Source organism: Microbacterium terregens, assembly GCF_039534975.1.
Classification (GTDB): Bacteria; Actinomycetota; Actinomycetes; order Actinomycetales; family Microbacteriaceae; genus Microbacterium; species Microbacterium terregens.
This window is the reverse complement of sequence record NZ_BAAAWH010000001.1, coordinates 1-19,402: the sequence shown is the minus strand read 5'-3', so window position 1 is coordinate 19,402 and position 19,402 is coordinate 1. Positions and strand designations below refer to the sequence as shown.

The 19,402-nt window shown below is 65.9% G+C and carries 17 protein-coding genes and 2 tRNA genes; 15 read left to right on the top strand and 4 right to left on the bottom strand.

Annotation, left to right across the window (positions count from 1 at the left end; all coding sequences use genetic code 11):
* Positions 1-14: 14 nt before the first annotated feature.
* The 3 genes from ABD655_RS00095 to ABD655_RS00085 all read right to left on the bottom strand — a co-directional run bounded on the left by ABD655_RS00095 (position 15) and on the right by ABD655_RS00085 (position 3,388).
* Positions 15-413 carry a TM2 domain-containing protein gene (locus tag ABD655_RS00095; protein ID WP_344710393.1) on the bottom strand — a complete coding sequence of 133 codons (399 nt, stop codon included), beginning with the start codon at positions 411-413 and terminating at the stop codon, positions 15-17.
* 228 nt (positions 414-641) lie between these two features.
* Positions 642-2,009: a cryptochrome/photolyase family protein gene (locus ABD655_RS00090; protein ID WP_344710391.1), complete on the bottom strand. Its 1,368-nt coding sequence runs from the start codon at positions 2,007-2,009 to the stop codon at positions 642-644.
* A gap of 176 nt (positions 2,010-2,185) precedes the next feature.
* On the bottom strand, positions 2,186-3,388 hold the full coding sequence (locus ABD655_RS00085) for a diacylglycerol/lipid kinase family protein (protein WP_344710389.1): 1,203 nt from the start codon (positions 3,386-3,388) through the stop codon (positions 2,186-2,188).
* A gap of 53 nt (positions 3,389-3,441) precedes the next feature.
* Between ABD655_RS00085 and serS the strand changes: the two genes are divergently transcribed.
* From serS to ABD655_RS00040, 9 genes are all read left to right on the top strand, one after another.
* Positions 3,442-4,722, top strand: a complete 1,281-nt coding sequence (serS, locus tag ABD655_RS00080; RefSeq protein WP_344710387.1) for a serine--tRNA ligase — start codon at positions 3,442-3,444, stop codon at positions 4,720-4,722.
* Between the two features lie 58 nt (positions 4,723-4,780).
* Positions 4,781-5,776, top strand: coding sequence for an HAD family hydrolase (locus tag ABD655_RS00075; protein ID WP_344710385.1), 996 nt, complete (start codon positions 4,781-4,783; stop codon positions 5,774-5,776).
* A 46-nt stretch (positions 5,777-5,822) separates the two neighbouring features.
* Positions 5,823-5,907 (top strand) — tRNA-Ser (locus ABD655_RS00070).
* Between the two features lie 57 nt (positions 5,908-5,964).
* Entirely contained in the window at positions 5,965-7,224 is a 1,260-nt protein-coding gene (locus ABD655_RS00065) for an LCP family protein (RefSeq protein WP_344710383.1), read from the top strand.
* A 116-nt stretch (positions 7,225-7,340) separates the two neighbouring features.
* Positions 7,341-7,429 (top strand) — tRNA-Ser (locus ABD655_RS00060).
* Between the two features lie 107 nt (positions 7,430-7,536).
* On the top strand, positions 7,537-8,526 hold the full coding sequence (locus ABD655_RS00055) for a CoA transferase (protein WP_344710381.1): 990 nt from the start codon (positions 7,537-7,539) through the stop codon (positions 8,524-8,526).
* A 68-nt stretch (positions 8,527-8,594) separates the two neighbouring features.
* Positions 8,595-9,602 carry an enoyl-CoA hydratase-related protein gene (locus ABD655_RS00050; protein ID WP_344710379.1) on the top strand — a complete coding sequence of 336 codons (1,008 nt, stop codon included), beginning with the start codon at positions 8,595-8,597 and terminating at the stop codon, positions 9,600-9,602.
* Positions 9,603-9,729: 127 nt separating this feature from the next.
* The gene (gene istA, locus ABD655_RS00045) at positions 9,730-11,295 is read left to right on the top strand and encodes an IS21 family transposase (protein ID WP_344710377.1); all 1,566 of its coding nucleotides are present in this window, start codon (positions 9,730-9,732) and stop codon (positions 11,293-11,295) included.
* Complete coding sequence (locus ABD655_RS00040) at positions 11,292-12,038, top strand: ATP-binding protein (protein WP_344710375.1); 747 nt, start codon at positions 11,292-11,294, stop codon at positions 12,036-12,038. The genes istA and ABD655_RS00040 overlap by 4 nt, the downstream gene beginning before the upstream one ends.
* Before the next feature lie 175 nt (positions 12,039-12,213).
* Here the strand turns inward: ABD655_RS00040 and ABD655_RS00035 are convergent, their stop codons facing one another.
* On the bottom strand, positions 12,214-13,794 hold the full coding sequence (locus ABD655_RS00035; RefSeq protein WP_344710373.1) for a flavin-containing monooxygenase: 1,581 nt from the start codon (positions 13,792-13,794) through the stop codon (positions 12,214-12,216).
* A 222-nt stretch (positions 13,795-14,016) separates the two neighbouring features.
* Between ABD655_RS00035 and ABD655_RS00030 the strand changes: the two genes are divergently transcribed.
* The 6 genes from ABD655_RS00030 to ABD655_RS00005 all read left to right on the top strand — a co-directional run.
* Entirely contained in the window at positions 14,017-15,105 is a 1,089-nt protein-coding gene (locus ABD655_RS00030; protein ID WP_344710371.1) for an extracellular solute-binding protein, read from the top strand.
* 57 nt (positions 15,106-15,162) lie between these two features.
* Complete coding sequence (locus ABD655_RS00025) at positions 15,163-16,272, top strand: extracellular solute-binding protein (RefSeq protein ID WP_344710369.1); 1,110 nt, start codon at positions 15,163-15,165, stop codon at positions 16,270-16,272.
* Positions 16,272-17,024 (top strand): SDR family NAD(P)-dependent oxidoreductase, encoded by a 753-nt coding sequence (locus ABD655_RS00020; protein WP_344710367.1) that lies wholly within the window; start codon positions 16,272-16,274, stop codon positions 17,022-17,024. The genes ABD655_RS00025 and ABD655_RS00020 overlap by 1 nt, the downstream gene beginning before the upstream one ends.
* A 13-nt stretch (positions 17,025-17,037) precedes the next feature.
* Positions 17,038-17,841: an HpcH/HpaI aldolase family protein gene (locus ABD655_RS00015; RefSeq protein WP_344710365.1), complete on the top strand. Its 804-nt coding sequence runs from the start codon at positions 17,038-17,040 to the stop codon at positions 17,839-17,841.
* Positions 17,834-18,655 (top strand): IclR family transcriptional regulator, encoded by an 822-nt coding sequence (locus ABD655_RS00010; RefSeq protein ID WP_344710363.1) that lies wholly within the window; start codon positions 17,834-17,836, stop codon positions 18,653-18,655. Before ABD655_RS00015 ends, ABD655_RS00010 begins: the two co-directional genes overlap by 8 nt.
* A partial coding sequence (locus tag ABD655_RS00005; RefSeq protein WP_344710359.1) for an ABC transporter permease occupies positions 18,652-19,402 on the top strand: 751 nt, incomplete at its 3' end. The genes ABD655_RS00010 and ABD655_RS00005, both read left to right, overlap by 4 nt.

Sequence of the window (19,402 nt, the reverse complement as noted above, 5' to 3'; positions counted from 1 at the left end):
GCGCCGTTCCGGGGCTAGGTGGCCTTGACGACGAGTCCCTGCTTGTCCGTCGCCGCTCCCGCGATCGTGAGGATGATGTCGATCAGCCACCAGATGCCGAATCCGCCGAGCGTGACCAGCTTCAGGATGCCGGTGCCCACCTTGCCGAGGTAGAACCGGTCGATGCCGAGCTCGCCGAGGAAGATCGACAGCAGCAGGGTGGCGACCCACGACTTGGGGCTGAGCCCCCGCTGCGGAGCCGCACCGTACTGCGGTGCCGATGCACCATACTGCGGGGACCCGCCGCCGTACTGAGGTGCTGCGCCGTACTGCGGGGCTGGGGCACCGGGCGCCGGCTGGTACTGCGGTGGCTGCTGCTGGTACTGCGGCGGCTGCTGGGGCTGCGGCTGCGCGGGCTGGGTCGGTTCGGACATCGGGTTCCTGTCGGTTCGAGGGCAGTTCCCTCGAGCGTAGAGGTCCGGTTGTCCGCGCACCCGGTGGCCAACCCCCGGATGCGCCGCGGGCTGGCCCGCACGACCCCGCCGGTGACTGAGCGAAGCCCCCCGTGTTCACTTGCGCTGTTTGTACGCCGCAGAGCGCCTTTCGCGTACAAACAGGACAAGTGAACGAGAGTGAGGGAGCAGGAGTCGGCGCACCGGCCCTCAGGGGCGTGACGTGCGGCGCATCCGCTCGTACGCCGCAAGCGCGTCCTTTCGCGACTGCGCGAGGTCCACGATCGGCGGGGGCGCGAGATCCGCGGCATCCGGCCCGTACTCCGGCGCCCACTGTCGGATGTACTCGGAGTGCGGGTCGAACTTCTTCGCCTGCAGCTCGGGGTTGAACACACGGAAGTACGGGGCGGCGTCGGCGCCCGACCCGGCCACCCACTGCCAGTTGAACGGGTTGCTCGCGCCGTCGGCATCCACCAGCGTGTCCCAGAACCACTCCTCGCCCCGTCGCCAGTCGATGAGCAGGTTCTTCACGAGGAAGGATGCCGTCACCATCCGGATGCGGTTGTGCATCACCCCCGTTCGCCAGAGTTCGCGCATGCCGGCATCCACGAGCGGGACGCCGGTGCGGCCCTGCTGCCATGCGCGCAGCTGCGCCGGACGCAGCCGGGGCCAGGGGAACGCGTCGAACTCGGGGCGGAGGTTCTTCGTCGCCAGATCCGGGTGGTGATACAGGACATGGGACGCGAACTCCCGCCACCCGAGTTCGGAGAGGAACCGCCCTGCCGGGTGACCTGACTCGATCGTCTCGTGCCACACCGTGTGCGGGCTCAGTTCGCCCCAGCGCAGCCGAGGGGAGAGCCCCGAGGTCGCGCCCGCCGACGGCTCGTCCCGCGAACGGTCGTACTCGGCGAGGTCCTCGGCGAGGAACTCCCGCAGCCGAGCGCGCGCGGCGGGTTCGCCGGGTTCCCACGTCTCGCGCAGGCCCCCTGCCCAGTCCGGATCCGTCGGCAGCAACGCCCAGTCGTCGAGGTCGTCGCTCGTGGGCTCCGACTGCGGGCCCGGGATCTCGCGCGGCTCGGGAAGCGGCGCCCGCGGCGCCGGCATCGACTGGCACGCCCGCCAGAACGGCGTGAAGACCGAGTACGGCGTGCCGGCGCCCGTCTGCACGGTCCACGGTTCGAACAGCAGCGAGGCGCCGAACGACGCGACCGTCACGCCGCTGCCGCGCAGCGCGGACTTCAGCGCGGCATCCACCTCCCGCTCCGCCCCGCCGTATCGACGGCTCCAGAAGACCGCGTCGGCGCCGGCATCCTTCACCACCTCTTCGACGACGGATGCCGCTCGCCCGCGCCGCAGCACGAGCGTCGAGCCGCGCTCGGTGAGGCGCGCGGACAGCGAGCGCAGACTGCCGTCGAGCCACCACTTCGCCGCGCCGCCGAGCGGGCGGATGCCGTCGGACTGCTCATCGAGCACGTACAGGCCGATCACCGGCTCACCGCGGTCGATCGCGGCCCGCAGCGCCGGGTTGTCCGCAAGGCGCAGGTCATCGCGGAACCACACGATCGACGGCTGGCGCATTGTCGGATGCTACCCGCGCCCGGCGCGAGCGGACCGAGTGGTTGACACGGAGGCTGCTGCGCACCCGCCCGCGCCGTCCCTCTCTCCGTGTCCCACTTATGCATGCGACACGCCGCGGCGCGCATGCATAAGTGGGACACCGAACAAGAAGAACAGAAGCTGCGGCATTCCGCGCCTCAGAGGCTCGAGGTGTCGTGCCCCTTCGGGACGACGGTGAGCAGCCCGCCCTCCACGACGCGGCAGCGCATGCGCACGGCTTCGCCGAACTCGTCGCCGTCCAGCTGCACCGGCTGCGCCGGAGTGGTCGCCAGATCCAGGCCCTTTCCGCGTGCATAGAGGACGGAGTTGTCCTTCGTGCGCAGGGACAGGACGCGGCGCCCGGCGCGGAAGCGGCGGAGGAAGCTGTTGTCCCATGCGACGCGGCGCCACACCAGCAGCCACCCGAGGGTGTTCTTGGGCTGGAAGATCGCGACGTCCAGGTCGCCGTCCGACACGGATGCGTCGGGGATGAGTTCCAGACCGGCCGGAAGCGAGCCGCAATTGGCGACGAGGACACTCTGCACGCGCGCCGAGTGGAGGCGCCGGCCGGGCACCTGATAGACGACGCGGAAGGCCTTCGCGCCCGCGAGCGACCGCGCCGCGCCGTCGACATAGGCGATCCAGCCCACTCGCCTCTTGAGGGTCCCGTTGGTGTTCGCGATCATCGCGGCATCCAGGCCCATGCCGCCCATCACCACGAACGCCCGCTCTTCGCTCTCGCCGTCTTCGCGCCGGATGGCGGCGAATCCCACATCGACCGCCAGCGTGTCCCCGTCGAACGTCGCGCGCACCATCGCCTCGGGGTCGGTCAGCGGCAGCAGCAGGTTGCGGGCGAGCAGATTGCCGGTGCCGCTCGGAACGATCGTCAGAGGCACCCCGCTCTCGCTCATCGCCTCGGCGACGGCGCGAACGGTGCCATCGCCTCCGGCGACCAGCACCGCATCCGCTCCCGCCTTCAGTGCCTGACGGGCCACGTCATCGCCGAGGTCATCGACCGTCGTCTCGTAGAAGAGGGGTTCGCTCCACCCTGCCTTCGCCGAGAGGCGCTGGACCATGGCGCGTAGGGCGGCGGCATCCACCTTGATCGGGTTGTAGATCAGGGCAGCCTTCGGACTCGGCTTCTCGGCGCCGCCGGCCAGGGGCTCGGTTCTGCCCTCGGCGTCGACCCGCCGGGCCTCGCCGCCCTCGCCGTCCGTGGTGTCCGGGGCGACGTCCTCGGGCTCGCGGATCACCTCGTCCGGCTGGGCCGCGTCCACGGGATCGATCGCGTCGGCGTCGGTGCCGGCGGGCGCATCCGCGGCCCGGGCAGGCATGCCGGACGCGTCCCCTGCGGTCACCATGGCTCCACACTAGGGCCGGCCGGTCGCGCGATGCCGCTGAGTACACTTGTCGGGTGATCGATCCTGTCTTCCTCCGCGAAAATCCCGAGCTGGTCAAGCGCTCGCAGGAGGCCCGGGGGGAGTCCCCGGCCACCGTCGACGAGGCCGTCGCCGCCGACCGCGCGCGTCGCGCCGCGATCACCGCCTTCGAAGAGCTGCGCGCCGCCCAGAACGCGCACGGCAAACGCGTCGCTCAGGCGCCGAAGGACGAGAAGGCAGCGCTCGTGTCGGCCGCCAAAGAGCTGAGCGAGCAGGTCAAGGCTGCGCAGCATGCGGTGACCGCCGCCGAGGAGGCCGCCGACGCCGCTCTCGCCACGCTGGAGAACATCGTGATCGAGGGCGTCCCTGCCGGGGGCGAGGACAACTTCGTCACGCTCCGCACCTCCGGGGAGCCCCCGGTCTTCGACTTCGAGCCCCGCGACCACCTGGAGCTCGGCGAGCTCCTCGCCGCGATCGACATGGAGCGCGGCACCAAGGTGTCCGGCAGCCGTTTCTACTTCCTCACCGGCATCGGCGCGCGGCTCGAGATCGCCATCATGATGCTCGGGCTCGACCGGGCGCTCGCCGCCGGTTTCATCCCGCTCATCCCGCCGACCATGGTGCGGCCGGAGGTCATGCGCGGCACCGGATTCCTCGGGCAGCACTCCGACGAGGTCTACCACCTCGAAGAGGACGACCTCTATCTCGTGGGCACCAGCGAGGTTCCGCTCGCCGGGTACCACATGGACGAGATCCTGGACCTGGGCAAGGGCCCGAAGCGCTACGCCGGCTGGTCCACCTGCTACCGGCGCGAAGCCGGCTCGTACGGCAAGGACACCCGCGGCATCATCCGCGTGCACCAGTTCAACAAGCTCGAGATGTTCGTCTACACGACACCGGAGGATGCCGAGACCGAGCACCTGCGCCTCGTTGCGATGCAGGAGCAGATGCTGCAGGACCTCGGACTGGCCTACCGGGTCATCGATGTGGCGGCCGGCGACCTCGGCTCCAGTGCCGCGCGCAAGTACGACGTCGAGGCATGGGTTCCGACCCAGGGCGCGTACCGGGAGCTCACCAGCACCAGCAACTGCACAACGTTCCAGGCGCGGCGGCTCGACATCCGCTACCGCCCGCCCGTCGAAGGCGGCGGTGCCGGCAAGACCCAGCACGTCGCGACCCTGAACGGCACCCTGGCGACCACGCGCTGGATCGTCGCACTGCTCGAGACGCACCAGCGGGCGGACGGGTCCGTTCTGGTGCCCGAGGTGCTGCGGCCCTACCTCGGGGGCCTCGAGATCCTGGAGCCGGTCGCGTGACGACGCGGAACGCGTGTCGCGCGTGTCAGCGCGCCGATCGCCCGGAGGGGACGATCGGATGAGCGAAGCGCACCTGCCGCCCACGGGCAGCGTCGAGGTCGTCCCCGAGCAGACCGCGGTGGATCTCGTGGAGGATGTGGCGCGCGAGGCGGAGGATCCCGGCATCCGCACCGAGCCGCTGCTCATCGCGCTCGACATCGACGGGACCATCATCCTGGAGGACGAGACGTTCAGTCCCGGAGTGGTCGAGGCCGTGGCGCATGCGCACCGTGCCGGACACGAGGTCATGCTGGCCACCGGTCGCAGCTGGGAGGGCACCGAAGAGTTCCTCGCATCGCTGAACATCGCACCCGAGTTCGTGGTGACCTCCAACGGGGCGATCATCCTGCGCAAGTCCGATGCCGACGTGCTCGCCTACGAACGCTTCCACACCGAGACGTTCGACCCCATCGAGGTGCTCACGCTGCTGCGCGAGCACCTGCCGGACGCGAAGTACATGGTCGAGCTGGCCGATGGGCGTCGCCTCTACACCGAGCACCTCGGGGACTGGAATCTTGAGCACGCCGATCGTGTGCCGTTCGAGCAGCTCAGTTCGATGCCGGTCTGCCGCATCGTGGTCGTGTCGCCCGGCGACACGGAGCAGGACTTCGTCGAGCTCGTCGAGCGCATCGGCCTCAACGAAGTGTCCTACGCCGTGGGCTGGACCGCCTGGCTGGACATCGCCCCGCAGGGCGTGGACAAGGGCACCGCGCTCGAGCGGGTGCGGTCGTGGCTCGGAATCGACCCGGCGCGCGTTCTGGTGATCGGCGACGGCCGCAACGACGTCGGCATGTTCCGCTGGGCGCTCGAGAACGGCGGCCGGGCCGTCGCGATGGAGCAGGGTCCGCAGGAAGTTCGGGATGCCGCGGGCGAGGTCACCACGTCGGTGCAGGCCGGGGAGTGGCCGAGGTGCTGCGCAGCCTCTGAGCAAACGTCGACTGTGCTCGGAGTGCGTGACTGTGCTCAGGAGCCGTCCAGGCGCCCCTGGAAGAATCGGTTGGTGGTGCTCGGCTAGACTCGACGCCTGTTCGACGGATGCCGCGACCCTGTGTCGTCTGTCGGGAGGGTTGTCCGAGCGGCCGATGGACCTGGTCTTGAAAACCAGTGGGCAGCAATGTCCCGTGGGTTCGAATCCCACACCCTCCGCGTCGTCGTGGGTATGCTCGCCAGATCCACACCCCGAAGCATCCTGAAAGGACCCGAGTGAGCCAGACGACCAAGCCCGTCAAACGTGGCCGCCGCACCGTCGCGCGCCACGGGGAGCTGAAGTCGCCGCATCCACTCGCGATGCTGATGAAGATCCTCGGGATCTTCGTCGCTGTTGTACTCGTCTCGGGGGCCGGCGTCGCCGCGTACGCGGCCTACGACCTCACCGCCAGTTTCACGGACGACGCCGTCGACCTCGAGGGCCAGGACTCGGTTCCGCCGGACATCGGCGCGATCGAGGGTGGTGTCAACATGTTCATCGCCGGCACGGATGCGTGCGAGCCCGACTACGCCGCGTACTTCGGTGATCGCTGCACCGGTCCGGACTCCGAGGGCGAACTGAACGATGTGAACATGCTCGTGCACATCTCGGACGCTCCGCGTCGCGTCACGGTGATCTCGTTCCCGCGCGACCTGATGATCCCGATCCCGTCCTGCACCAACGAGGACGGCTCCGAGACGCCCGCGATGAGCAAGCAGCCGATCAACACCGCATATTCGTACGGCGGCCTGTCCTGCGTCGTGAAGACCGTCGCCGCGCTCAGCGAGCAGCCCATTCCGTTCGCCGCGAAGGTCACCTGGGGCGGCGTCATCGAGGTCACCAACGCCGTCGGCGGCGTCGACGTGTGCTTGGCCAGCGGCATCCGGGATTACTACACCGGGATCGACTGGCCGGCCGGGATTCGCAACATCCAGGGGATCGAAGCCCTTCAGTTCCTGCGCACGCGCCACGGTGTCGGTGACGGCAGCGATCTGGGCCGGGTCAGCAACCAGCAGCAGTACATGTCGCGCCTGGCCCGCAAACTGGTCAGCGAGGATGTGCTTTCCGATCCCGGTGCGCTCATGAAGCTCGCGACGACGGCGGTCGACAACGTGACCCCGAGCAAGAGCCTGACCAACCCGCTCACGCTCGTGCAGATCGCCCTCGCGGTCAAGAACGTGCCGTTCGAGGAGATCGTCTTCCTGCAGTACCCGGTCTTCACGGACCCGGCTGATCCGAACAAGGTCGTGCCGAACTACGAGTCGGCGCAGGCGATCTGGGACGCGCTCGCCGCCAACCAGCCGTTGCAGCTGACCGGTGACGCGGGCTCCAACGAGAGCGTCGTCGTCGTCGAGCCGGAGACGCCGGTCGAGCCGGCCGTTCCGGACCCGTCCGCGCCACCCGTACAGGAGTCCATCGCCCTGCCGTCCGACATCACCGGGTCTACGGCCGCTCAGGAGACCTGCTCGAACGGGAATCTGCGCGACGGCGGGTAGGTCTTCGGGGTCGCGGGTTGCGGGGCTCGCTCGGGAGGCTCCTTCTGGTTCGCTCGGCCCACTGCCAGCGGTTATGATTGCTGGGCGCATCAGCGTGGTTTCGACCACAGATGCCTGGAGACGTCGCATAGTCCGGCCTAGTGCACCACCCTGCTAAGGTGGAGACCCCTCACGGGGTCCGAGGGTTCAAATCCCTCCGTCTCCGCGTAGCGAATCGGCCCGAGTTCCCTTGTAAACACTGGGATCGCGGGCCAAAGCTTTGTCGGGAGATCGCGATTTGCGAAGAATCTGCGAACAACTGGGATTCCGCCGTTGCGCTCGCTCGCGATTGACCTCAGGCATCCGCATGGTCACGCCCTGTTCCGGCGGCTAGTGATGGCTTCCGATGTCGTCATCGACAACTTCCGATCGGGTGTACTCGGGCGATTGAGGATCGATCATGGCGCCCTCCTCGCAATGAACCCACACGTGTCTTCCGTCTCCATCACTGGCTTCGGCACTTCCGGACCGATGCAACACGAACCGGGGTTCGATCCCGTGCTGGGTGCCATGAGCGGGATGATGTTCGCCCAGGGTGGCTCGGACGACCCGGTCATGCACACGGTCGCGATCAACGATGTGACCGCCGGAATCATGGCGGCCTTAGGCTCGTGCCTCGCCGTCTACGCCCGGCGCACGGGCGCGGCCGCAGGGCAACAGGCGTCGACTTCGCTCGCCGCAGCCTCCGCTTTCGCGCAGATGGGTGAGCTGGTGCGATATGCGTCCCGTCCGCCAGCTCGCGTCGGATCGGCCGACCACCTCGGTGCCACGCCCCTCAGCCGCAGCTATCAAGCGTCCGATGGATGGGTGCGGATCCACGCTGAAGACGAAGCGGCGCAAACCCTGGTGCGCGCCGGTGTCGTCGGGTCGGCCGATTCTGCCGTGCTCGGTGCAAACCTCGAGACTCTTTTCGCAGCGTCGACGTGCAGGGAAATTTGCGAAATTGTGAGGGAACACGGCATCGTGGCGGTTGTCGCGCGATCCATGTCTGAGGCGACAAGCGATGACGGCGCGCTGGCGGTCGACTTGTTCCATCCGATGTCGAAGGCGGACGGCGGCCGGATGATGGTTCCGGGTCGGCTCGCGCATTTCAGCCGAACACCCCAGACGGCCGTCCTCGGTCCGCCCGGATTGGGCGAATACAGCCGCGGCGTTCTCGGAGGTTTCGGGGTAGACAACGCTGAGATCGACGAGCTCGTTCGCGACGGTGTCGTCGTAGAAGGCTCGCCAATGCGAATCGTCGGGATGCCCGGATACCGCTGACCGAGGGAGACAGTGTGCACGCCGAAACTACGCCCGCAGTAGGTACAACCGAGCGCCGTGGGCACACCATGGTGATCACGATCAACCGACCCGAGGTGCGCAACTGCGTGAACGCCGCCGTTCAACTCGGGATAGGCGGAGCCCTCGACGAAGCCGAGGGCGATCGCGACATCCGAACGGTGGTGCTCACAGGAGCGGGGGAAGCGTTCTGCGCGGCGGCTGACCTCAAGGCTGTGAGTCGCGGCGAAAGCCTGCTGCCGGAGGATCCCGTCGCTCGGTCCTGGGGGTTCGCGGGATACGCGTTCCACCCGATCACCAAGCCTACAATCGCCGCCGTCAACGGCGCGGCGCTAGGCGGTGGCACAGAGCTGGTGCTCGCTTCCGATCTCGCGGTCTCTGCGTCCACGGCGCGATTTGGATTGCCCGAAGTGACGCACGGGCTTTTCGCCTCAGAGGGCGGAGTCATGCGACTCGCTCGACAGATTCCCCCAAAGCGGGCTATGGAGATCATGCTCACCGAGGACCCAATCGATGCCCGTGAGGCATTCGTTCTTGGACTCGTGAATCGGGTAGTCGCCCCTGGGGACGTCCTTGACGCGGCGCTCGAGTTCGCCGAACGGATCAACGCGAATGCTCCTCTTGCGGTAGTGGCGAGCAAGCGCGTCGCGAAGGGCTCGTCGGAGGACGATCGCTCGATGAAGTCGACAGACTCTCCCTCACGCACGAACTTCAGCAGCTGGTACGGTCATCGCGAGACTTTCGGGAGGGGCCGCGTGCGTTTGCTGAGCATCGCGCGCCCCGGTGGGAGGGCCGCTAAACGCAACGATCGTCTGTGCGCTCCTTACCCACGAGCTGAAGGACCGAGCAGGATCGCAAACGATTCTGATCGACGGGATTCAAGCCAACCGTCACGTCCGGAAATCCCTCGGTTGACTGCAACCATGATCGTTCGGGGACCCGCTGCAACTGTCCACCGCCGTCGCGGCGTTCGCAGGGTCGAGCATGCGCTGCACAGCCTTCACGTTCGCGTTGGCACTGTGATGAGTATTCGGTCTTCTGAGGGCCGCCGTTATTGAGGTCGGGGGCCGGGCTTGCGTCGACGCGTTCGTGTCCGTGAGGGCCACCCGATGTTCGGGTTGAGGGCCATCGTTTCTAGGCTCCTTCTGCCGCGTGGCCTATCGCGCGGCAGAAGGAGTGATTCGGATGGTACGCAAGATCAGAGCGAAGCTGGTGCTCCGGCTTCGGGCGGAGGGGCTCTCGGGGCGGCAGATCGCAGCGCAGGGCATGTCGCGCACGAGCGTGGCGGCGGTCATCGACGCCGCTGTTCGTGAAGACGTGGGTTGGGACGACATCGCCGATCTTGAGGAGGCGGCGGTCTATGCGCGCCTGTTCCCGGGTCGTGGTGAGCACGACAGCGTCTACGCACAGCCGGACTGGGAGAGGATGCACCGAGAGTTGGCTCGGGTCGGGGTGACGCTCAAACTGTTGCACGGCGAGTATCTCGACGCCTGCCGGGTCGAGGGGTCCCCGGCGATGGGTTACGACCGGTTCTGCAAGTCCTACCAGCAGCACGTCCTCGTCGCCGGGGCGGCGTCGCGGGTCGGCCACAAGGCGGGTCAGACGGTCGAGGTCGACTGGTCGGGCAAGACGATGCAGCTCACCGACCCGGCCACAGGGCAACAGACTCGGGTGTTCGTGTTCGTCGGGTGTCTGCCGTTCTCGCGGTTCGCGTTCGTCGAGCCGACCCTGGATATGAAGCAGGACACCTGGTTGCGCGCGCATGTTGCGATGTTCGACTGGTTCGGCGGGAGCGTCCCTCGGGTCGTCCCGGACAACCTGAAGACCGGGGTGATCAAACACCCTGCCGAGGGCGAGGTGGTCCTCAACGACGCGTATCGAGAGCTCGCGGCGCACTACTCGGCGGCGGTGCTGCCGGGGAGGGTGAAGAAGCCGAAGGACAAGGCGAGTGTCGAGAACACCGTCGGCAACATCGCGACCTGGGTGATCGCGTCCCTCCGCGACACGCAGTTCGGCACCTTGCCGGAGTTGCGCGCGGCGGTCTATCAGCGCGTCGCCGCATACAACGCTGAGCCGTTCCAGAAGCGGCAGGGCTCCCGACAGGGGGTGTTCGAGGCGGAGGAGAAGCCGCTGCTGCGGCCGTTGCCGGCGACGCCGTTCGAGATCTCCCGGTGGGTCTATAGGCGCCGGGTTCAGAAGAACGGGCACGTGGTTTGGGAGCGGAACTTCTACTCCGTCCCTTACCCGCACATCGGCCGCGGTGTTGATCTGCGGGTCACCGACACCACGCTCGAGGTCTTCGCTGGGGACCAGCGGCTGACTAGCCACGTCCTCGCCCCGATCGGCGTCGTGAACGAGTATCGGACACATGACGGTGACCTACCTGACGGCCCTCGCTACCGGCAATGGGACGCCGCTCGGGTCAGGGAATGGGCGGCCCGGATCGGGGTGAACACCACGACGGTGGTGAACCGGATCTTCGAGTCCGTGCCCGTCGAGGAGCAGGGCCTGGACGCGGCGTTGGCGGTGTTGCGACTGACCCGCCGCTACTCCGCGGCCCGGGTCGAAGCCGCCGCCGGGATCGCCTTGACATCCCGGGTTCGGTCTCCGCGCTACGCGCACCTGCGGCCGATCCTCGAGACCAGACAGGACGACCCCGACTCCCGTGACGCCTGGTCGACACCAGCGAGAACGGCGGAGCCGGCCGGGTATGTTCGCGGCGCGGACTACTACGCGGGAGGCACCCGATGAGCCGCATCGATTCGGAGACGAAGCGGAAGCTCCGTGAGATGCGCGTTACGGCACTGGTCGACGCGTTCGAGGTCCAGGACGACACCCTGACGCTGGGGATGGTGTTCGAGGAACGCATCAAGCTCGCCGTCGATGACGCGCACGCCACGTTCAGCCATTCCAAGGTCGAGGGGCTGATCCGGCGCGCGGGGTTGCGTTACCCGAACGCGGACCTGCGCCGGCTCGATCTGCTAGAGCAGCGCGGCCTCGATCGGGGTGTGATCGCGCAGCTCGGGACCTGCGCGTTCATCACGAGGCAGCAGAACGTCGTGTTCCAAGGGTTCACCGGATCGGGGAAGTCCTACCTCGGATCCGCTCTCGCGAAGCAGGCCTGTCAGCACCGCTACCGGGCGCACTACGTCCGCATGCCCGATCTCGAAGAGACCTGGGCCGCGGCCCGGGATCGGCCCGGCGGGAAGGAGAAATGGCTCCGCAAATACGCTGCGTTCACGCTGCTCGTGATCGATGAATGGCTCCTCGACCCACCCGCCGATGACGTCCGCAGCATGCTGCTCGAGCTCCTCGAACGGCGCTACGACACCACCTCGACGGTGTTCTGCACCCAATACGCGAAGAAGGACTGGCACCAGAGGCTCGGCTCCGACGTCCACGCCGACGCGATCATGGACCGCATCGTGCACAACACCATCTGGATCGAGACCGGCAGCACCAACATGCGCGAACACACCGCCACCGCCAGCTGACCCGGCGCCGGTGAGCGCCCGTCACCTCGGCTGGCGCTCACCGGCAATATCGCCTGGCCCTGAACTGCAATATCCCCTGGCCCCGAACCGCAATAATCACTGGCCCTCAAACGTCCGAATACTCATGTGACTCGTGTGCGCTTCGGCCAACCGCCAAGGGTCACGCTCGTTTCAATCAGTCAGCCCTGGAGGACGACCGCAGCAGGATTGGTTTCGAGGTGTGGTCCCTCGTGCTACCGGACGATCGCGGTGTGTCGACGCGATCAGAGAAGATGAGTCCGCGCCGGGCGAGGAAACGCGTCGCCAGAAAGTAGATCCAATGGGTACGTGGCCACTGCGTGACGTTGGCGCCGCCGTCGAGGGTGTAGTAGTTGTGGCAGCCGGAGTTCATCGCGGACGCGTGTGTCTCTAGCTGCTCGTCAATCCACGCGGTCCAGCGTGCGAGCATTGATGGGTCGGTGTCGACGACCCGGCCACCGAACCGTTCGATTCTCCTGATTGCGCGAACGGCGAGTTCGGCCTGTCGTTCTAGCTGGGCGATAATCGAAGTCCCGCCGTTGGTGTTGGGCCCGTAGAGAATGAAGAAATTCGGAAATCCGGGCACGGTCACACCGAGAAAAGCGGTCGCCCGTTTCGCCCATGCCTCATGGAGTGACAGGTTGCCGCGTCCGCGGATATCGACGCTGCTGAGGAACTGCTGCGGCTGGAAACCCGTGCTGAGGATTAGCACGTCTGCTTTGCGTTCGACGCCGTCCGCGTCGATCAGCCCGTTCTTGGTGACACGCGTGACGGCGCGGGGGACAAGGGTGACGTTTGGGCGGTTTAGCGAGGGATAGAAGGTGGAGGCCACGACCGGACGCTTGCATCCCCACGCGTAAGTAGGAGTGACCGCGGCGCGGGTTTCGGGATCCTCGATCGTGCGGTCGATGAAGTCCTGACACAGGTCCTGCATCTTTCGCTGCATCCGTGACCTCGTGTCATACGCCTTGAACCGGCGATTGGCCTTGGCGAGCAGGAGCAGACGGTGAGCGCGCTGCGCAAACGGGACCCTGCGGTAAAAGGCCCTCTCCCTCGGGGTGTACGCGCGCTCGTGCTTGGGCTCGATCCACCCCGGTTCGCGTTGGTAGACGGTGAGATGTTCCACTCGAGCTGCTAGAGCGGGTGCCACCTGCACGGCGGTCGACCCTGTGCCGACGACCGCAACGCTCTTGCCGGCCAGGTCGTGCTGGTGCTCCCACCGTGACGTATGGAACGAGACACCCTCGAAGCTGTCGAGCCCGGGCCAGTCCGGATAGCGGGGCACGTTGAGCAGGCCCACCGAAGAGACGACGAAGTCGAACTCATGTAGCTCGCCGGTTGCGGTCTCGATCGTGTAGGTGGCGGAGTCTTCGTCCCATTGGGCGCGGTCGACCTTGGTATTGAGCCGGATGTTGTCGCGGATGCCGAAGATTTCGGTGGCCCGCTCGGCATACTCACGGAGCTCCGGCTGAGTCGCGTGCGTGCGCGGCCAATCCCACTTGAGGAACGAAAACGAGTAGACGTGGGAGGGGATGTCGACCTCGCAGCCAGGGTAGCGGTTCTGCCACCAGGTCCCTCCAACTCCGCTGTCCTGTTCAAAGATGGTGATCTCTGCGCGAGTCTTCGCTTTCAACTTGACCGCGAGCGCGATACCCCCGAAGCCAGCGCCGATGATCCCTACTCGGAGCGCACGCCTACCTGTGCCGGCGTTTGGGTGAGAACGGTCGGTGGTCTCCATGCGGGTTCCTTCTCTGACGGAAGAGTGGCGAGGCGCAGCGCAGTGACCTCATGGAAGCGAGTGTAGGACCGTCATACGATTTTTGTCAAAATGCTTGACCCCTGGACCGCTTGCGCCATACGCTAACACCAAATCCGAATAAAGGGATGCCCGTCCCGCAATGCGGAATTTCAACTACGAGTGAACCAAGGACGGTTCGCGCTCTCATCGAGGAGAGGCATCATGAAGAAGGCAATCAGCGGCCTGGGTATGCTCGCGGCTCTCATGTTTACGGTCAGCGCATGTGCTGCCGTCGACCCTGTGAGCGCCGATCCCGACGGAACGCGAAGCGCACCACCGACAAGCGACGTCGTGCTCACGTGGGAGACGACCGGGGGGCCGTCGACGGAGCGGGAGAAGGCAGCCTTCCAGGATCCATACACTGCCACGACGGGCGTGCGTTTCGAGAACGTGTCATCGCCCACCGCAGTCAACCAGATCCAGACGATGGTCGAGACCGGCAATGTGCTGTGGGACATAACCCATAAGGGATCCTTCGTCGCAGTACAGCACTGCGGCACGCTGTTCGAGGAAGTCGATTTCGCATCGTTGCCACTCGACCTCTTCCCCGACGGGTCGACGTCCGCTTGCGCGCGTCCGCTCACCAAATACGGCACGGCGTTCGCCTACGACCACGAGGTGTACACCGGAAAGGTCCCCAGCAAGATCGAGGACTTCTTCGATCTGGAGGCGTTCCCAGGCAAGCGAGTCGTCTACGCGGCCAGCGCGCGCGGCGTCTTTGAAGCGGCGCTCGCGGCAGACGGCGTGGCAGCGGACAACATGTATCCGCTCGACATCGACCGGGCGCTCGCGAAGCTCGACACAATCAAAAGCGACCTGATCTTCGCACCGACACTGCCGGCGCTTCAGCAGAACATGCTAGATAAGCAAGCCACCATGACGCTCACTTTGACGGGCGGCCTCGGTTCGATCTATGACCGCGGCGGCACCATCACGCCTGTGTGGGACTTCACCGCCTGGGACTTCGATGCTCTGCTGATCCCCAAAGGCTCCAAGAACACCGAAGAGGCGGCGAAAGCCATTGAGTTTTCGCTCCAGCCCGAGCAAGTCATCCGTTACGCCGAGACAGGCGGTCAAGCCCCGGCACGTAATGACGTGGACATCAACTCCATCGACTACTCGGAGTCGCAGCGACTCTTCAACCCCTTTCTCAACACGGATAAGGGGGAACTCTGCCTTCTCGATCCGACGTGGTGGGCCGAAAACAGCAGCCGAGCCGCCGAGGCATACGTCGCGTGGCAGGTCGGCTGACCACTCCTTTGGGGCAAGAACGTGTGTGCAACGAAATTACAAGCGAAAGGCGAAACCGTGTTGAAAAAGAAAAATCGATTGCGTACCCCGCTCGCAACTGCCGGGTTGGTGGGTGCCCTGTCTATCGCCCTCGTAGCCTGCGGTGGAACCGCGAACCCCGCGAGCACCGGTGAAGGCGCGGCTCCCCAGAGTGACGTGACGTTGATTTGGGAGGCCACGGGAGCATCGGAGGATCGCCGCAAGATCGCCTATCAGGATCCGTTCACGGCTGAGACAGGCATCAAGATCGAGAGCGTCTCCTCGCCATCGGCCGTGGCGCAGATCCAGACGATGGTCGACGCCGGGAACGTCATTTGGGATATGACCCACAAGGGCTCGTACACAGCCAACCAGTACTGCGGCACGCTGTTTGAGGAGCTGTCGTTCGATGGCCTCTCTGTGGACGCGTTCCCGGAAGGTTCCACCACGCCCTGCTCGCGGCCAGTTGCTCGCTACGGGTCGGCGTTCGCGTACGACGCAGCGGTGTACACGGACAAGGTGCCCACTAAGATCACCGACTTCTTCGACGTGGAGACGTTCCCCGGCAAGCGCGTCATTCTTGGTACCAACGCTCGTGGCGTGCTGGAGGCGGCACTGGTCGCAGACGGTGTGCACCCCGACGATCTCTTCCCGATGGACGTCGACCGCGCGATCGCCAAGCTCGACACCATCAAGGACGACATCATCTTCTCGCCGACGCTGCCGGCGTTGCAACAGACTCTTGTGGACAAGCAAGCGACGATGACCCTAGCGCTCACCGGTACCTTGCCCACCGCTAATGACGCTGGAGCGACGATGGCTCCCGTGTGGGACTTCACCGCGTGGAGCTTTGATGCCTTCATGGTGATCAAGGGCTCCAAGCACGCGGCGGAAGCGGAGCAATTCATCGAGTTCGCCCTTCAGCCCGAGCGGGTCAAGCACTACGCCGAGCTGGGGGGAACCACGCCAGTGCGACTGGACGTCGACTTGGCCACGATCAAGTACACCGATTCGCAGAAACTCTTCAACCCTTTTATTGGAGAAGTGATCGACGAGGAGCGCGGAACGCTGACGCTTCAGGACCCTGACTGGTGGGCGGAGAACTCCAGCTCCGCAACCGAGGCGTACGTGGCATGGCAGGTGGGTTGATGGCTGGACAGGCTCCTGTGGCGATCGTCACCGGCGCGGCGGGGGGTGTCGGCCGCGCCGCGGTCGACGCCCTCCGGGAGCGCGGCTATTCCATCGTCGCGGTGGACATCACCCCCGCAGTCAGCGAGCTGGCCGTCCGCGAAGGGAACACCCCCGCGGTCGTCGCGTTGATCGCGGACGTGCGTCATACGAGCACCGCAACTAGAGCGGTCGCGACCGCCGTCGAGGAATTCGGGCGGCTGGACCTGCTGGTCAACAATGCCGGACGGTTCCATCGGCGCTCGATCCTCGAGTCCACTGACGAGGAGTTCGACATGCTCGTCGAGATCAACGTCCGGGCGCCGTTCGCCTTTTCCCGCGCTGCCGTTCCGCATCTGCGGGAATCGAAGGGTTCGATCGTCAATCTCGCATCTGTCGCCGGCTTCATCGGAGTGGCTCAGCAGCCGATCTACGCCATGACCAAGGGGGCGATCGTCCAGCTGACGCGTCAGCAGGCCATCGAACAGGCACCGCACGGAGTTCGCGTGAACGCAGTCGCACCCGGCGCGGTCGATACCGACTTCACCGCCGAGGCGACCGCGTCCGATCCCGACGCCGACGCAACTGCTCGAGCCTCGCTCGCACGTCACCCGATCGGCCGTTATTCGACGCCGAGCGAAGTCGCCGAAGTGATCGTCTTCCTCGCGTCTGATGCGGCCAGCGGCATCACCGGCGCCGTCGTCAACGTTGACGGCGGATACCTCGCTCAATGAATGGAACTGCATCATGACCGACAATTCCGTGACGGGCACGCGAGGGTTCGCCCGGCGCCTACGTGACACCGATCACTGCCTGTGGGGCACTTGGGTGAAGATTCCTGCGATGGAGACGGTCGAGATGATCGCGATGGCGGGCTATGACTTCGTGATCATTGACCAGGAACACGCACCACTTAGCTTCGAATCGGTCTACCGGACCACCTCCCTCGCCCAGGCTCTCGGTCTCCAGGTCCTGGTGCGTGTGCCTGACCGCAGTGGGAGCCATCTGCAACGGCTGCTGGACATCGGTGTAGACGGTATCCATATTCCGCGGATCAGCGACGTCGCCGAAGCACGCCGCGTCGCGAGACAGATGATGTTCAGTCCTGCGGGGGAGCGCGGCCTGGGCACAACGGCACGCGCCGGCGGGTGGGGTGCCCTCACACGGACCCAATACCTGGAAACGGGTGATTCGGACGTGATGCGTGCAGTGCAGCTAGAGGACGTGGCGGTCCTGGAGCAGGTCGAAGCCATCGTCAACGTGCCCGAACTCAACGGAGTCTTCCTGGGCGCCGGCGACCTCGCGCTCTCCTCCGGTCTGCCGAGCAGCGACCCCAAGATAGAGGCCCTGGTCGACCGGATGCTTGCCGCCGCCGCCACGCGCGGACTTCCGTGCGGTGCTGCCGTGAGCACTGCGGCGCAGGCGAAGGCTGCCGCCGACCGCGGCTTCCGTTACGTCATGATCAGCAATGACGCCAGCATCTTCCGCGAAGCGGTGACGGGCATCCGCCGGGAACTAGCCGCCCTTGCATCGGAAAAGATCCATGACTGAGCAACTCGAAACCGGGCAATACGCGTCGGCCAAACGCAGGCCCGCCCAGCCGCCGAACAAAGTCAAAGGAGCGGACATGACATCACCCGCGAAACCAGAGCCCAGTGCGAGAGGGGACATCCAGGTGGTCTCACGCGTCGCTGCACTCCTTGACTGCTTTACGCTCACCTCGAAATCACTCGATATCCAGCGGGCGGCCAGTGTGCTTGGTGTCGGCAAATCGACGGCTCACCGATACCTCGCCTCGATGGAGAAGTCGCGGCTGCTCGAACGAGACGACTTGGGGAAATACGTTCTCGGGCCCAGCCTCGTGCGCATCGGCGCGGTCGCCTTCGCGGGACCGGGGTTGGTCGAGGCCGCGGGGCCGGTGATGACGGAGCTCGCATCCGGCATCCTGAGCACGATCGTCCTGAGTGTATGGGGTGGGGACGCTCCCGTCGTGGCTCGGGTCGAGCGAAACACTCAGCAAACCACCACGGTGGCAGTCGACGTCGGGCGCTCGCTCGAACCGTATTCGGCCCAGGCAATGCTCTTCCGCGCCTATCGCAGGGGCCTCGACGGCGAGTCGGCCGATTCGGCGACGATTTCTGAGCACACCATCCCGGACTCCCCGACAGGGGAGAAGGTGATGGTCGCCCGCACAACCTACGCGGACGGCGCCCTGCGGGCGATCTCCGTTCCGGTCCTCAGTCGCAACGGCTCCATCGTTGCCAGCCTCGCGGTGCTCGGTTTTGGCGTCTCGCTGCCCGAAGCCGATGACGAGATGGTAATCGCCCAATTGATCACTGGTTCGAGGAAGATGCAGAACTCATGACCACCGGCACCTCCACGCGGGCCGCGGCCACGCGCACGGTCGAGAATGACCAATCATCAAAACAGGGACGTGTCCAGCGCGGCCGTCGTGGCCGGTTCCGTACATGGTTCTCCAACGCGCTGCCCACAATCCTCTTGATGCTGCCGGCAGCGGTTGCGTTGTCGATGCTGTTCTTTTACCCATTGATCCGCATCATCGAGATCAGCCTGACCCAGCCGGAGCCGGGACTGGGTAACTACATCGACATGTTTACGGACGGCTACACCGTGACGATCCTTCTGCGGACAGTCTGGGTTTCGTTCATCGTGGCTCTGGTCACAGTGACTCTCGCATTCCCGCTCGCCTACGCGATGACGATTTGCAAGCCGCTCACCCGAGCGATCCTCTTCACGATTGTCCTCATCCCGTTCTGGACGAACGCGACGGCCAAGAACTTCGTCTTTCTCGCCCTGTTTCAGCGCGATGGCGTGATCGACGACTTTCTGCAGCAGTTCGGCATCAACTATCCGTTAATCGGAACGCCCTTTGGTGTCACCATCGCGATGTCGCAGGTGCTTCTGCCGTTCGCCGTGCTGCCGCTGTACGCGAGCCTCGGGCAAATAGATCGCCGGCTCCTCGACGCCGCGGTGGGCCTCGGCGCGACCCGCCGGCGCGCCTTCTTCAAGGTGTACGTGCCACTGTCGGCTCCCGGTCTCGCTGCCGGCCTCATCCTCGTGTTCATCCTGTCGCTCGGCTTCTACGTCACCC

What these genes read in the sequence shown, in the direction of transcription:
- ABD655_RS00095 (WP_344710393.1), bottom strand. Translation starts at nt 413, where the DNA reads ATGTCCGAACCGACCCAGCCCGCGCAGCCGCAGCCCCAGCAGCCGCCG.
- ABD655_RS00090 (WP_344710391.1), bottom strand. Translation starts at nt 2,009, where the DNA reads ATGCGCCAGCCGTCGATCGTGTGGTTCCGCGATGACCTGCGCCTTGCG.
- ABD655_RS00085 (WP_344710389.1), bottom strand. Translation starts at nt 3,388, where the DNA reads ATGGTGACCGCAGGGGACGCGTCCGGCATGCCTGCCCGGGCCGCGGAT.
- ABD655_RS00075 (WP_344710385.1), top strand. Translation starts at nt 4,781, where the DNA reads ATGAGCGAAGCGCACCTGCCGCCCACGGGCAGCGTCGAGGTCGTCCCC.
- ABD655_RS00050 (WP_344710379.1), top strand. Translation starts at nt 8,595, where the DNA reads ATGGTGATCACGATCAACCGACCCGAGGTGCGCAACTGCGTGAACGCC.
- istA (WP_344710377.1), top strand. Translation starts at nt 9,730, where the DNA reads ATGGTACGCAAGATCAGAGCGAAGCTGGTGCTCCGGCTTCGGGCGGAG.
- ABD655_RS00040 (WP_344710375.1), top strand. Translation starts at nt 11,292, where the DNA reads ATGAGCCGCATCGATTCGGAGACGAAGCGGAAGCTCCGTGAGATGCGC.
- ABD655_RS00035 (WP_344710373.1), bottom strand. Translation starts at nt 13,794, where the DNA reads ATGGAGACCACCGACCGTTCTCACCCAAACGCCGGCACAGGTAGGCGT.
- ABD655_RS00030 (WP_344710371.1), top strand. Translation starts at nt 14,017, where the DNA reads ATGAAGAAGGCAATCAGCGGCCTGGGTATGCTCGCGGCTCTCATGTTT.
- ABD655_RS00020 (WP_344710367.1), top strand. Translation starts at nt 16,272, where the DNA reads ATGGCTGGACAGGCTCCTGTGGCGATCGTCACCGGCGCGGCGGGGGGT.
- ABD655_RS00015 (WP_344710365.1), top strand. Translation starts at nt 17,038, where the DNA reads ATGACCGACAATTCCGTGACGGGCACGCGAGGGTTCGCCCGGCGCCTA.
- ABD655_RS00010 (WP_344710363.1), top strand. Translation starts at nt 17,834, where the DNA reads ATGACTGAGCAACTCGAAACCGGGCAATACGCGTCGGCCAAACGCAGG.